Origin of the sequence: Rhizorhabdus histidinilytica (genome assembly GCF_900167915.1) — a bacterium.
GTDB lineage: Bacteria > Pseudomonadota > Alphaproteobacteria > Sphingomonadales > Sphingomonadaceae > Rhizorhabdus > Rhizorhabdus histidinilytica.
Genome location: NZ_FUYM01000007.1, coordinates 52,234 through 66,545 on the forward strand (window position 1 = coordinate 52,234; position 14,312 = coordinate 66,545).

Annotated in this window: 13 protein-coding genes; all 13 read left to right on the top strand. The window is 66.0% G+C overall.

What is annotated here, in order from left to right; all coding sequences use genetic code 11:
- Nucleotides 1-29: 29 nt before the first annotated feature.
- The 13 genes from B5X82_RS15835 to B5X82_RS15895 all read left to right on the top strand — a co-directional run bounded on the left by B5X82_RS15835 (nt 30) and on the right by B5X82_RS15895 (nt 14,282).
- Complete coding sequence (locus tag B5X82_RS15835) at nt 30-560, top strand: cupin domain-containing protein (protein WP_079649149.1); 531 nt, start codon at nt 30-32, stop codon at nt 558-560.
- 1 nt (nt 561) lies between these two features.
- On the top strand, nt 562-1,737 hold the full coding sequence (locus B5X82_RS15840; RefSeq protein WP_079649150.1) for a cytochrome P450: 1,176 nt from the start codon (nt 562-564) through the stop codon (nt 1,735-1,737).
- Nucleotides 1,738-1,763: 26 nt separating this feature from the next.
- Entirely contained in the window at nt 1,764-2,849 is a 1,086-nt protein-coding gene (locus B5X82_RS15845; RefSeq protein WP_079649151.1) for an aromatic ring-hydroxylating dioxygenase subunit alpha, read from the top strand.
- A 35-nt stretch (nt 2,850-2,884) separates the two neighbouring features.
- The gene (locus B5X82_RS15850; protein ID WP_079649152.1) at nt 2,885-3,595 is read left to right on the top strand and encodes a GntR family transcriptional regulator; all 711 of its coding nucleotides are present in this window, start codon (nt 2,885-2,887) and stop codon (nt 3,593-3,595) included.
- Between the two features lie 303 nt (nt 3,596-3,898).
- Nucleotides 3,899-4,702 carry a fumarylacetoacetate hydrolase family protein gene (locus B5X82_RS15855; RefSeq protein WP_235862710.1) on the top strand — a complete coding sequence of 268 codons (804 nt, stop codon included), beginning with the start codon at nt 3,899-3,901 and terminating at the stop codon, nt 4,700-4,702.
- A gap of 58 nt (nt 4,703-4,760) precedes the next feature.
- Nucleotides 4,761-5,639: an alpha/beta hydrolase gene (locus B5X82_RS15860; RefSeq protein ID WP_079649154.1), complete on the top strand. Its 879-nt coding sequence runs from the start codon at nt 4,761-4,763 to the stop codon at nt 5,637-5,639.
- A gap of 3 nt (nt 5,640-5,642) precedes the next feature.
- Entirely contained in the window at nt 5,643-6,701 is a 1,059-nt protein-coding gene (locus tag B5X82_RS15865; protein ID WP_079649155.1) for an Ldh family oxidoreductase, read from the top strand.
- 19 nt (nt 6,702-6,720) lie between these two features.
- Nucleotides 6,721-7,266: a VOC family protein gene (locus tag B5X82_RS15870; RefSeq protein WP_079649156.1), complete on the top strand. Its 546-nt coding sequence runs from the start codon at nt 6,721-6,723 to the stop codon at nt 7,264-7,266.
- 19 nt (nt 7,267-7,285) lie between these two features.
- Entirely contained in the window at nt 7,286-8,407 is a 1,122-nt protein-coding gene (locus B5X82_RS15875; protein ID WP_079649157.1) for an alcohol dehydrogenase catalytic domain-containing protein, read from the top strand.
- The gene (locus tag B5X82_RS15880) at nt 8,404-9,840 is read left to right on the top strand and encodes an aldehyde dehydrogenase family protein (protein ID WP_079649158.1); all 1,437 of its coding nucleotides are present in this window, start codon (nt 8,404-8,406) and stop codon (nt 9,838-9,840) included. The genes B5X82_RS15875 and B5X82_RS15880 overlap by 4 nt, the downstream gene beginning before the upstream one ends.
- 22 nt (nt 9,841-9,862) lie before the next feature.
- Nucleotides 9,863-11,074 carry an MFS transporter gene (locus tag B5X82_RS15885; RefSeq protein ID WP_079649159.1) on the top strand — a complete coding sequence of 404 codons (1,212 nt, stop codon included), beginning with the start codon at nt 9,863-9,865 and terminating at the stop codon, nt 11,072-11,074.
- A gap of 11 nt (nt 11,075-11,085) precedes the next feature.
- Nucleotides 11,086-11,457 carry a nuclear transport factor 2 family protein gene (locus B5X82_RS15890; protein WP_079649366.1) on the top strand — a complete coding sequence of 124 codons (372 nt, stop codon included), beginning with the start codon at nt 11,086-11,088 and terminating at the stop codon, nt 11,455-11,457.
- 638 nt (nt 11,458-12,095) lie between these two features.
- On the top strand, nt 12,096-14,282 hold the full coding sequence (locus tag B5X82_RS15895; protein ID WP_079649160.1) for a TonB-dependent receptor: 2,187 nt from the start codon (nt 12,096-12,098) through the stop codon (nt 14,280-14,282).
- Nucleotides 14,283-14,312 lie beyond the last annotated feature (30 nt).

Sequence of the window (14,312 nt, forward strand, 5' to 3'; positions counted from 1 at the left end):
CGCCTCTCCCGATCCCGGGAGAGGCTGATATGCGTCGCGTGATCACCGGCGTGGTGGATGGCAAGTCGGTTTTCCTGGCCGATGGCGAGCCGGCCAACGCGCACGAATATACAGGGTGGCCGGGCCACCTGACGTCGGTGGTCTGGGCCACCGCCGCACCCGTCGCGCTGCCCGTGACGCGCGATGCCGAGCCGCAGCCGGGGATCCGGGTATCGCCCGAAGCGGGCGAGACCCGGCTGATGGTGGTCCGTTTCCCGCCCGACACGATCTTCGCCGATCCGCGCTTCGACGGGCCCGGCTATGGCGCGGAGGCGGCCACGCACCTGCCCGGCCTGATCGACGCGTTCGAACCCGACGGCAGCGGTTTCCACACCACGCGCTCGATCGACTACGACGTCGTGCTCGACGGCGAGATCTGGCTCGAGCTCGACGACGGGGCGGAGACCCGGCTGGGCCAGGGCGACATCGTCGTCCAGGGCGGGACGCGCCACGCCTGGCGCAACCGCAGCGATCGCGACGCGGTGATGCTCTTCGTCCTGGTCGGCGCGGGAGGCGCCTAACATGGCGGCGCAGGCGGCCTCGCTCGACATCGACCTGTTTGACGCGGAGACCCGCGACGCCCCCTATGCCGCCTATCGCCGCCTGCGCGACGCGGGGCCGGTCTGCCATATCGAGCGGCACGGCCTCTACGCGATGGGCCGCTATCGGGACCTGCGCGACGCGCTGATCAACTGGAACGATTTCAGCTCGGGCAGCGGCGTCGCGATGAACGACCTGATGAACCGGCTGATGGCCGGCACGGTGCTCGCCAGCGATCCGCCCGAGCATAAGCGCCTTCGCCGGATCCTCGGCATGCCGATCGGCCCCGCCAGGCTGCGCAAGCTCCGGCCGCACATGCGCGGCCTGGCGATGGAACGGGTGAAGGCATTGAAGGGCGCCGGCCGGTTCGACGCGATGCGCCGGCTCGCCATGCTCCTGCCGCTCAGCGTCGTTTCGGACCTCGTCGGCCTGCCCGAGGAAGGGCGCGAACGCATGCTCGACTGGGCGGCGGCGGCGTTCAACGGAATGGCGCCCGCCGGCGTCCCGCTCAGCGACGGCGCCTTCCCGGTGATGAAGGAGATGGTCGACTACATCACCGACCCCGGCCTGATCGGCAAGCTCCGCCCCGACGGATGGGCCGCGCAGCTCTGGGCCAGCGTGGCGGACGGGACCCTGACCGAGGAGGAATATCGGTCGATCATCCAGGGCTATGTCTCGCCGTCGCTCGACACGACGATATTCGCGGTCGGCAATCTGCTGTGGCTGCTCGCGACGCACCCCGATCAATGGCGCGCCTTGAAGGCGGCGCCGGCGCTGCAGGCGCGGTGCATCAACGAGAGCCTGCGCTACGAAAGTCCGGCGCTCGGCTTCTCGCGGCTGGCGAAGCGCGACCTGGTGATCGACGGCGTCGCGGTTCCGGCCGGCGCGCGGATCATGACGGTGCTGCCCGCGGCCAACCGCGACGAGCGCCATTATGCCGATCCCGAGCGCTTCGACATCCGGCGCGATGCGAGCGACCATCTCGCCTTTGGCGGCGGGGTCCATCGATGCATCGGCGGCAGCCTGGCGATGCTCGAGATCGGCGCGGTGCTGGAGGCGCTGGTCGAGCTCGTCGACCATATCGAACCGGGCGACGGCCGGCGCGCGGACAATGCCGTGCTGCGCGGCTTCGACCATCTTGAAATCAGCCTTCATTGAACGAGGCCGGACGGCGGAGAGAGATCATGTTTCCAAGGAACTGCTGGTACGTCGCTGCGATGAGCCACGAGATCGCGCCCGGCGCGGTGATCTCCCGCATGATCTGCGACGTGCCGATGGCGATCTTCCGCTCGCTCGACGGCACGATGAGCATCCTGCTCGATCGTTGCCCGCACCGTCTCTACCCGCTGTCGGAAGGAACCGTCGAAGCGCATGGCCTGCGCTGCGCCTATCATGGTCTGGTGTTCGCGGGCGACGGCGGCTGCCGCGAGATTCCGAGCCAGTCGGAAATACCGGCCAACGCCTGCGTGACTGCCTATCCGGCGCGCGAGAGCCATGGCCTGATCTGGGTCTGGCCCGGCGACGCGGCGCTGGCGGCCTCGACGCCGCTGCCGGCGTTCGAGACGGGGGAGGGCTATCTCTCCGGCCTCGATTTCAGTTGCCTCGATCCGTCGGACCTCTGGGGTGTGGCCGGGCCGCACGTCATCCATGTCGACGCGAACTACATGCTCGCCGTCGACAATCTGCTCGATCTGACCCACACGGCCTTCGTCCACGCCAAGACGTTCGACAATGCCGGCGTGCTGGATTCGACGCGCATCGTGAAGGCGACGGGCGAGCAACAGCTGATCGATTTCTTCGGGTTCAAGAACAGCATGTCGGCACCGCTGCGCAACGGCTACATCCTCGACGAGGGCGTGCCGCTGTTCGACAATTATCTCGAAACCTACTGGCAGGCACCGGGCGTCATGATCCTGGTCCATGGCGCGGTGGCCGAGGGCGGCGATCGCGAACGGGACGGAGCGATCGTGCTCAACACCAACATCCTGACGCCAGCGACCGAGAGGAGCTGCCACTATTTCTGGGCGCAGTCTGTCTACCGCAATCGCGGGGACGGCAAGGTGCGCGACCTGTGGGAGGTGATGACCAAGGCCGCCTTCGCCGAGGACGAGCATACGCTGCAGCGGCAGCAGGCCAATCTCGAACGGTTCGGCGCCAGCTCGCTGGCCGACGACGTTTCGCTGATCCTCAAGGCCGATAAGGCGATCGTTCTGGCGCGTCGCATGGTTAGCCGTATGGTGCGGGGGGAAGAAGCTGCTAAAGCGGCCTGAACTGGTCGCCCCGCGCGACGGAGAATGAGGTTCGCATGTCCGTTGACAGTCCGACAGTGCTGCGATCCCACACGCTCTGGGGCGGGACCCTGGGTACCGACGTGCTGCGCCGGCTGCGTGAGGACATCATCAGCTGCGTGCTGAAACCGGGCGAGAAACTGCGCTTCGAAACGCTGCGGTCGCTCTACGGCGTCAGCTATTCCACGTTGCGCGAGGCGCTGTCACGCCTGTCGGCGGAAGGGCTGGTCGTGTCCGAGGGGCAGCGGGGCTTCTTCGTCGCGCCGATCACCGAGGAGGACCTGCTCGACATCACCGATGCGCGCGTGTTGCTCGAACGCGAATGCATTCGTCGCTCGCTCGAAAACGGCAATGCGGATTGGGAGGCCGGGATCATCGCCGCCTTCCACAAGCTCGACCGTCTCGAACAGTCGATGGGCGAGGAATTGCGCACCACGCCGGACTGGGATCTGCTGCACAAGCAGTTCCACGACGCGCTCGTCGCCTCCGCCGGATCGCCGATCTTCGCTGAGTTGCGTCACCTGCTGTTTGAACGCGCGCGTCGCTACCGGCGCATGTCGGCGCTCGTTCGCAAGCAGCCGCGGCAGAAGTCGAACGAGCATCGCGTGATGATGGAGGCCGTGCTCGGCGGCGACAAGGAACTCGCGATGGAGCTGACCGAGCGCCACATCCGCGAGGTTGCTCAGAATTTGCTGCGCAACGTCTTCCGCCGCACCGACGGGGAATGACGGCCGCGGCCTGACGCGCCGCCCTTCCGGTACCGCGAATCCCGACCAGCCCGAACGGGCTGTCGTAGATATTTTCGCCAGTTCAAAGATTTTCGAAAAATATTGGAGGTACACTGAAATATATGAGATTTCCTACGCTTACGAAGTCATAAGGATCGAAAATTTTCGAAAAAATATTTGAATTTTCGAAAAAATGCTCTACTGTCGATTTCGAAACGGAGAGGATGTCGTTTCGTTCGCTGACGGGGGTGGGGCGACATGCGCCTGGTGAGTTGCGAAATCGGTGGCGAGCACGCTTACGGCATGCTGATCGGTGACCGTATCGCCCGGCTCGACATGCTGCCCGGCGCGGCGCCAGACCTGAAATCCTACCTGGAGGTCGCGCATGCCGCGGGCTGGCCTCCGGTCGAGGTCGAGGCCGACATCCCGCTCGATCGGGTGCGACTGCTGCCGCCGATCCCTAATCCGGACAAGGTGATCTGCGTCGCCACCAATTTCCGCGAGCCGGCGCGCGAGGGGCAGCCCGAGCCCGAATATCCGCTGGTCTTCACGCGTTTCGCCAATTCATTCACCGGGCACGAATGGCCGCTGATCAAGCCCGATCACAGCGAGAAATATGATTTCGAGGGCGAGCTTGCGGTCGTCATCGGCAAGCGCGGACGCAAGATTTCGGCCGATGCGGCGATGGAGTATGTCGCGGGCTATTGCTGCCTGAATGACGGTAGTGTCCGCGACTGGCAGAAGCATTCGAGCCAGTTCACGCCAGGCAAGAACTTCTACCGCAGCGGCAGCTTCGGCCCGTGGCTGGTGACGGCCGACGAAGTACCCGATCCCGGGGCACTCACGCTGCGCACCAGGGTGAATGGCGAGATCAAGCAACAGATCGGCATGGATCGGATGATCTTCGATATCGCCTGGCTGATCGCCTATTTCTCGACCTTCACCGAACTGGTGCCGGGCGACGTCATTGCGACGGGAACTCCCTCGGGATTCGGTTCCTCGCGGACGCCCCCCGAATTCCTGTCGATCGGCGATGAGATCGAAGTCGAGATCGCCGGCATCGGCACCTTGCACAATATCGTGGGAGGCGAGCAGCCGAGCGGTTGAGCGTCCTCCGACGCGCGCCATCGGCCCCTGCCCACATCACCCCGAGCGGAGAGCGACCTTGCAGGAGAACATCACTTTCGAATCCGACGGCCTTAAGCTGTCCGGCGTGATCCACATTCCCGACGGCCATAAGGGCGAGCCGCTGCCGGCGTTCATCGTTTGCCATGGCTTCGTCGGGTCCAAGGACGAGAGTCACGCGCAGATCCAGGCCGAGATGATGGAGCAGTTCGGCTATGTCGCGCTGCGCTTCGACTTCCGCAGCTGTGGCGAGAGCGAGGGCGAGCGCGCCCAAGTCCGCTGTTTCGATCAGGTGGCGGATGCGAAGAATGCGTTGACCTGGCTCGCCAAGCGACCCGAAGTCGATCCCCTACGGATCGGCATCACCGGTCACAGCTTCGGTGCGGCGGTGTCGGTCTACACTGCCGGCGTCGACGATCGCGTCGCCTGCTGCCTGTCGTCGTGCGGCTGGGGCGATGGCGAACGCAAGTTCCGGGGGCAGCATCCGACCCGGGAATCGTGGGAGAAGTTCATCGGAATCCTGGAGCGCGGTCGCGCGCACAAGCAGGCGACGGGCGAGAGCCTGTGGATGTCGCGCTTCGACGCCGTCCCCATCCCCGAGGCGCTGCGCAAGAACCTGTCGCCCAAGGCGATCATGGAGATCCCGACCGAGACCGCCTGGTCGATGATGAACTTCCGTGCGGACGATGTGGTGGGGAATATCGCGCCGCGTCCGCTGTTGCTGTTCCACACCGCCAACGACATCATCACGCCCACGATCGAGTCCGTGCGCATGTTCGAGAAGGCGGGACAGCCGACCGAACTCATGCTGATCGACACGACCGCGCATTTCCCGCTCGCGCCGGCCGATGCGCCGCGCACCAGGGCAATGATGAAGGGCTGGCTCGACAAATTCTTCCCTTCTCCATTGGGCAAGTGACGGATGGCGACGATCGCGGCACATGATCTGAGGGCCTATGCGGTGGCGTTGCTCGGCAGGGCGGGCTTCGGCGAGACCGAGGCGGGCGAGATGGCTGACCTGCTTGTCTGGGCCAATCTGCGTGGGATCGACTCGCACGGCGTGCTGCGCATCCCGCGCTATGTCGAGATGCTCGAGACCGGGCTCGTCCGCGCCGATTTCGCTTTTCGGGAGGTCAGCCGCGCCGGAGCGGTCTGCGTGCTCGATGCCGGCAAGGCGCCCGGCGCCACGGCGATGAACCGCGCCGTCGCGGAGGCCGCATCGCTCGCCGCGCGCTTCGGGATCGGCTGGTGCGCCGTGCGCGACACGTCGCACGCCGGCGCGATCGGCTATTTCGTCCAGCAACTTGCCGAACGCGGACTGGTCGGCCTGGCCATGACCGCGTCGAAGCCGCTGATGAGCTATTTCGGCGCGAAGGGCGAAGCGCTCTCGACCAACCCGCTGGCGATCGGCGTGCCCGTGCCCGCGGGCGGGCGGCCGATCATCCTCGACATGTCGACCGCCGCGGTGGCACTGGGCAAGATCATGGCGGCCAGGGATGCCGGGCGCGCGATCCCGACCGGATGGGGTATCGACGCCGACGGCGCCGAAACCACCGATCCGCACAAGGTCGCCGCGGTGCTGCCGATGGCGGGCGCCAAGGGTAGCGGCCTGTCGCTGATGATCGAGGTGTTGTGCAGCCTGCTGGCCGGCAATCCCAACATCGCGCCCGCGCTGTCGGGTGACCAGGGCGGCGGCTTCAACGGGATGGTGCTCGCGATCGATCCCGCCGCCTTCGGTGCGCGCGCCGCTTTCCTGCAGCAGGTCGGCGCACTGGCGGACGCGATCCATGGGCTGCAGCCGGCGCCGGGCACCGACGAGGTTTTGCTGCCCGGCGAGCGTGGCCATCGCACCGAAGATGGTCGGGCCGTCCACGGCATCCCCGTCGCCGCCGGTACGATCCGGCGCCTGAACGACGTGGCGGAGCGGCTCGGCGTGGCGGTCCCCGCCGCCTTTCAAGGCCGCGACGTGGCGACCGATTGAATTTGTAGAGAGGATATCAATGTCGGCGATCAGGCCTGCGCTCGCCCATCTGGGCATCTTCGTCTGCGACATCGATCGGATGGAGCGCTTCTACGCGGATGTGTTCGGCTTGGTCGTCACCGACCGTGGCGTCGGCGCGGTGTTCAAGAACCAGCTCGTCTTCATGAGCGGATCGGCCGATCAGCACCATCAGGTCGTGCTGTCGACCGGTCGTCGGGCGGACACGCCGAGCACGGTGATGCAGCTGTCCTTCAAGGTCGCCTCGCTCGCCGAGCTGCGCGACGTGCAGGCGCTGGCGGCGAAGCACGGCGCAACCGAGATGATCGGTCTGAACCATGGCAATGCCTGGTCGATCTATTTCTACGATCCCGAGATGAACCGCATCGAGATCTATCTCGATACCGATTTCCACACGCCCCAGCCCTGCGCCGATCCGCTCGACCTGAACAAGAGCGACGCGGAGATCCTGGCCGAGACGCGGGCGCTGATCGAGCGGCTGCCCGGCAGCATGGACCGCCAGGATTATGTCGCGTCGATGCGCGGCGTGCTCGGCCCGAACCGATAAGATGGCAGGAGGAGAGAAGATGGTCCCGTCGAAGATGCGCGCGGCGCGAATGTACGATGTCGGCGCGCCGATGGTGATCGAGGAAGTCGATACGCCCCGGCCCGAGGCGCTCGACGTCGTCGTGAAGGTGCATGCCTGCGGGATCGTCCCCAATCTCGGCAACGTCCTCAAGAACTGGTCGACCTGGTTCCCGCAGCTTCCGCTGCCGCGCCTGCCTGCGACCTTCGGCCTCGATCCGGCCGGCGTCATCGTCGAGGTCGGCAAGCATGTCACCGGCCTGAAGGTCGGCGACCGCGTCTACGTCAATCCGGGTCGCCAATGCGGTACGTGCAGCGCCTGCCGCGCGCTCAACCCGACCGGGTGCAGCTCGATGATCCTGCAGGGCTATTTCGGCTATTCGCCCACTGCGCAGGCCACCTTCGATCGCTATCCGTTCGGTGGCTTCTGTGAATATATGCTGGCGCCGGCCAATGGCTGCGTGGTGCTGCCCGACAATGTCAGCTTCCAGCAGGCGGCACGGCTCGGCTACACCGGCACCGGCTATTCGGCGCTGCGGAAGGGCGGAGCGGGGCCCAACGTCACCACGCTGATCCATGGCGCGACCGGCACGCTGGGCCTGCCCACCGTGCTGTGCGCGCTGGCGATGGGTGTGACCCGCATCCTCGCGGTCGCGCGCAATCGCGAACTGCTCGACGAGATGCGCCGGCTGGCGCCGCAGCGCATCTTCACCCACTCGACCCTCGACGGTCCGGTGCGCGACTGGGCGATCGGAATGACGGGCGGCGAAGGCGTCGACCTGGCGATCGACTGTGTCGGGCCCGGCGGCACCGCCGATCAGATGCGCGACGTCCTCCGCACGCTCCGCCGCACCGGCAAGCTGGTGAACGTCGGCGCGGTGGCCGAGCCGGTGGCGATGAACGTCCACAAGATGATGGACTGGAACCAGAGCTTCCACGGTTCGGTGTGGTTCACCACCCCCGAGGGGCAGGACATGGCCGAGATGATCCGCGCCGGCACGCTCGACATGAACGTCTTCCGCCAGCACGCCTATCCGCTGGAAGAGATCAACGACGTGCTCGCCGGCATCGAGAACCGCCATGGCGGTTTTTCGAACTTCACCGTCGTGCCCAACCCCGAATGACGATCGTGCTTTCCCACCGCGTCGGCGGTGAGCGGATCGGTGGCGGCGCGGCGATCGAGAGCCGCAATCCGTCGGACCTGTCCGATCTGGTCGCGACGACGCCCGAGGGCGATGCGGCGCTGCTCGACCGGGCGATCGCGGCCGCCGCGGCGGCGCAGCCCGACTGGGCGGCGCGATCCCCGGAAGCGCGCGGCGACATACTCGATCGCGCCGCGGCGCTGCTGATGGAGCGCGCTGGCGAGCTCGGCACGCTGCTGTCGCGGGAGGAAGGCAAGACCCTCGCCGAGGGCAAGAGCGAGGTGATGCGCGCGGCGCGTATATTGCGCTATTTCGGTGGCGAGGCGCTGCGTCTCCATGGCCGCGCCATGGCATCGGTGCGGCCGGGAATCGACGTCGCGACGCGGCAGGAGCCGCTGGGCATCGTCGGCCTGATCACGCCCTGGAATTTCCCGATCGCGATCCCGGCATGGAAGGCCGCTCCGGCGCTCGCCTTCGGCAATGCCGTGGTGTTGAAGCCGGCGGGGATCACCCCGGCGATCGCATCGGCCCTGGCCGACGTGCTGGAGGAGGCGGGCCTGCCGCCCGGCCTGTTCAACCTGGTCTTCGTGCCGGGTGCGGTCGCCGGGCGGATGGCCGAGGATGCGCGCGTCGCCGGGCTGTCCTTCACCGGATCGACCGGGGTGGGGCGCCGGCTGGCGGTCGCCGCCGCGGCACATGGCAAGCGCATCCAGCTGGAGATGGGCGGCAAGAATCCGCTCGTAGTCCTCGACGATGCCGATCTCGACCGCGCAGTGGCCGTTGCGCTCGATGGCTCCTTCTTCGGCAGCGGCCAGCGCTGCACCGCGTCGAGCCGCCTGATCGTCACCGATGGCATCCATGACCGCTTCGTCGCGGCGTTGACCGCCGCGATGGCCAAGCTGCGCGTCGGCCATGCGCTCGATCCCGACACGCAGATCGGCCCGGTCGCCAGCGAAGAGCAACGCGCCACGATCGAAGCCTATCTGGCGATCGCAGTCGAACAGGGCGGCGGGCTCGCCTGTGGCGGCGAGCGTGTGCGCCGCGCCACCGACGGCTATTTCCTGGCACCCGCACTGATCACTGGGACGAGCCCCGAGATGCGCGTCAACCGCGAGGAGATTTTCGGCCCGGTGGCCAGCGTTGTGCGCGTCCCCGATCTCGACGCGGCGATCGCGGTCGCGAACGGCAGCGAGTTCGGCCTGTCCGCAGGCATTGTCACCAGCTCGCTGGCCCATGCGAGCCGCTTCAAGGCCAGCGCGCAGGCGGGGATGGTGATGGTCAACGCGCCCACCGCGGGGGTCGATTATCACGTGCCCTTCGGCGGCACCAAGGCGAGCAGCCTCGGCCCGCGTGAACAGGGTTTCTCGGCCCATGAGTTCTACACGCGAACCAAGACGATCTACGTGAACGCCTGAGCGGCGCGACGAGGGAGGGAATATGCGCCGCAACGACGAATTCGTGCTGACGGCCCTGCTGAGTCTCAATTTCGGACTCGTATTCCTCGACCGCAACGCGCTCAATTACATGATGCCGTTCGTGGCGCCCGACCTGAAGCCGGCGACGAGCCAGATCGGGTTGCTCGCGGGCGCCACCGCGCTCAGCTGGGCGCTGTCGGGGATGATCTTCTCCTCGGTCTCGGATCGGACGGGACGGCGCAAGCGGATCGTCCTGATCGCGACGATCGCGTTCAGCCTGTTGTCGATTGCCTCGGGTTTCGCGACCGGCTTCCTGTCGTTGTTGCTGATCCGCTTCGCGCTCGGTGCGGCGGAAGGGCCGATCCTGCCGCTGTCGCAGGCGATCGTCGCGGACGAGGCGCGGCCCGAACGGCGCGGCCTGCTGATGGGGCTGATGAACAATTTCGGGAGCAATCTCGTCGGGGTGATGATCGCGCCGCCGCTGCTCGTCGCGATCGCCGAGACGGCGGGCTGGCGCGCGGGCTTCTTCGTCGCTGGGCTGCCGGGCCTGATCATGGCGGTGCTGATCCTGCTGCTGGTTCGTGAGCCGGAACGTCGGGCAGCGATCGAGATCGATGCCGGGGCGCCGCGTGACTGGGGTGCGCTCCTCCGCTCGCGCAACTTGCTGCTGTGCATGCTGATCTCCTGCTGCATGCTCGCCTGGACGATCCTCGGCTGGGCTTTCCTGCCGGTACAGTTCGTCCAGGGGAACGGCTTCGCACCCGGGGCGATGGGCGGCCTGATGGCGGTGCTCGGCGCCTTCGCCGTCGTGAGCAGCATCCTCGTTCCGGGTCTTTCCGACCGGATCGGCCGCAAGCCCGCGATCGTGCTGTTCGCGAGCCTGGGTGTGGTGCCGCCGCTGGCGACGACCTTTTCGGGGCTCGACCCATGGGCCCTCGCGCCGCTGCTCTTTCTCGGCTGGACGGCGAGCGGCACGCTACCGCTGTTCATGGCGACCATCCCCGCCGAATCCACCTCGCCCGGCCAGCTCGCCACTGCGATGGCGCTCGTCATGGGCGTGGGTGAGGTGATCGGTGGCGCGGTGATGCCGGTGGTCGCGGGCTTCGCCGGCGACGGGCATGGCCTCGTTGCGGTGATGATGATCCAGGCGGCCTGCGCCGTCCTTGCAGCGCTGATCGCGCTGTTCCTGATCGAGACCGCGCCCTTCCGGCGCCACCGCCCCGCCGCAGCATGAAGGACCAGAAAATGTCACAGGATTTCGCCGCGCAGGCGCTCGCCATGGAGGATCGCCGCTTCAGGGCGATGGCGGCGAGCGACATCGCCGAGCTGAACGCGGTGCTCGCCGACGACCTCCATTACACCCATGCAAACGGCATGGTGGAGGATCGCGCCGAATTCATCCGCAAGATCACCAGCGGCGAGCGCAGCTATCGGAAGGTAACGCTGGTCGGCCGGACCGTCTCGCCGCAGCCGGGCTTCACCGCGATCTTCGGCCAGGTCGACGTCGAGGTGATGCGCACAGCCGGGCTGCTGCTCAACCGGCTCGATTACACCGCCATCTACCGTGACGCCGATCCGCGCCTCTTCGCCTGGTCGGCCGTGAAGGTGCAGGCCTGATCACGCGGAACATGGGAGGCTGGGCGCAGTCCCGGCTCAGGCGGGTATTTGCGATGACGCTCCCCATCTGGTTCGGCATGGGCTGGCCTTCCTCGTACGCCTGCCGCAAATGCGCAGTCATCAGAATGACGTGCTCCAGCCTGCCATAGCCGAGCCACTCCTCCGGGGATCGGCCTGTATAGGCAGGCCAATTCGGTGGGCGTCGGCGCAGGTACGGGGCCGTTGCTGGTCGGCGCGCTTAGCACCTATCCCTTTGGCCCGGATCAACTTGCCTTGAAGCTTGGCTGTGTGGTGGTCGGGGCGGGGCTGTTGTCAGCGATCGGTTTCCTGTCACTGGTCGGTCCGGTCGGAGCCTGTATCATTCGATGGGCGGCCGCATCGGGTTAGGCGTTCAAGCCTGAGCGCTTAAATCGCATTGCCGAGCAATCATTCCTTTAGGAAACTGGAATATTCATGTTAAGATATTGATAATTTTACATTAATTTTGGATATAGGTGCTGGATTTTCTTTCTTTTAAAGAATATCATTCGCTATTGACATGCGCTTTGGCATTTCTCACTATTGCTCTCGTCGGTCAGAGGGAGACGGGATAGCCGGGCATATCCGGACCCCGTTGGAGAGAGAAAAGGGGACGAGATATGACGGAGCGGCGCAAATTCCTGCTGTGTGGCGTGGCGGTCTGCATCTGCCTGGCGATGCAGGGCGGTATCGCATCGGCTCAGGTGCAGGCAACGGCCGACATGTCGGCGGACGGCAACGGGCTGGGGGATATCGTCGTCACCGCACAGAAGCGCGCTCAGACGCTGCAAAGCGTCCCCGTGGCGGCCACGGCGCTGACGAACGAGGCGCTACAGCAGAAGGGCATTTCCACGCTCGTGGATATCGCCTCGGTCGCGCCGAGCCTCAACGTCACCACCTCCTATGGCAACACGGCTCCGGAGATCACGCTGCGCGGTGTCGGCGCAGCCTCGTTCGACAAGAATGTCGAGACCACCGTGGCGACCTATCTCGACGAGGTCGTGCTGAACCTGTCGACGTCGAAGCTCGGCCAGCTCTTCGATCTCGAGCGGGTCGAGGTACTGCGCGGACCGCAGGGCACGCTGTACGGCAAGAATTCCACCGGCGGCGCGATCAACTTCGTTTCGAAGCGTCCGGACGGTACCACCGCCGCCAATGGTGCCCTGACCGTCGCGCGATACGGCACCTATGACGTGTCGCTCGGCGCGCAGACCGCTCTGACCGACGCGCTGTCGGTGCGCGTGTCGGGCGTCCGCCGCTACAGCGACGGGTACAGCTTCAACACGCTGACCGGCAAGCATCTGAACGATGCCGACGATTGGGCCGGGCGTCTGGGCGTGCGCTACAAGGATGCCGGGGTCGACGCCTATCTGAAGCTGTTCTTCGACCGGTCGACGACCAACGGCGTGGCTTATTATCCGGGTGGGGTCAACGTGGACGGGTCCCCGCGGCCGGACGGATCGAACCGGGTGACCGGCTATGTCCCGCCGGCCGACATCGACATCGTGGCGGCGCAGCCGACGCCGTCGAAGGTCCGGAACCATGGTGCGACGCTGAACATCGACGTCGAGCTCGGCGATCTCACCCTCACCAGCGTCTCCGGCTATCTGCATTCCAAGGGCGACTATCGCTTCGACGCCGACGAATCCCCGTTCGACATCGTCAAGACCAACCATCTGTCGAAGGGGCACCAGATCAGCCAGGAGCTGCGCCTGGCGTCGCCCGATGACGGGCCGTTCACCTGGATGATCGGCGCCAGCTTCTTCCGTCAGAAGCAGGACGGCGCGTTGCTCGCGGATTTCCTCGGCCTGGGCATCACGACGCGGCTCGACCAGTCCTTCGTCGAGCGCAGCACCAGCTATGCCGGCTTCGTCGACGGCACCTATCGCTTCAGCGACCGGCTCGACCTGTTCGCGGGCATCCGCCTGACCAACGACCGCAAGAAGATCCGCCAGATCGGCACGGGCAATTTCGTGCCCACGGTGCCGGCTAGCTATGACCTGTCGGGCAAGGCAAGCTGGACCAAGCCGAGCTATCGGATCGGCCTCAACTTCACGCCGGCCCGAGGCACCCTGATCTACGCATCCTACAACCGCGGCTATCGCTCGGGCGAATATGATGTCGGCTTCATCACCAACACCAGCCAGATCGCCCGGCCGGTGGCGCCCGAATATGTCGACAATTACGAGGCCGGCCTCAAGGCCAGCGCCTTCGACAATCATCTGCGCCTGTCGACCGCGGCCTTCTACACCGTCTACAAGGACCAGCAGCTGTCGATCACCCCGCCCGGCGGCATCTGCTGCTCGCGGGTCAACGCGGGCAAGGCGCGGGTCTATGGTATCGAAGCGGAAGGCCTCGCACGGTTCGGTGCGAATTTCGACCTGACCTTCTCGGGAACGCTGCTCGACACCAAATATCTCGACTTCCGTCCCGATGCGAACCGCGACTTCTCCGGCAAACCGCTGGGACGTGCGCCCAAATATCAGCTTCGCCTCGCCCCCGAATATCGCCATCCGGTCGGCTCGGGCGAGGTCTTCCTGGCGCCCGAGGTGCAATTCACCGGCAAGCAGCGGGTGCAGACGACCGTCGATGCCTATGGCGAAGACATCCAGCGCGCCTATACGGTCGTGAACGGCCAGGTCGGCTATCGCGACGGGGATGGCCGCTACAGCGCCTTCTTCTTCATCAAGAATGCGACCAACAAACGGTACATGACCTATTTCGCCAATGTCGGCGCGACGGCCGTGAACCAGACCTTCTATTCGCCGCCACGCACCTTCGGGGTGACGCTGACCGGCAATTTCTGAGCCGGCCGGGGCGTGTCGCCCCGCCATGGC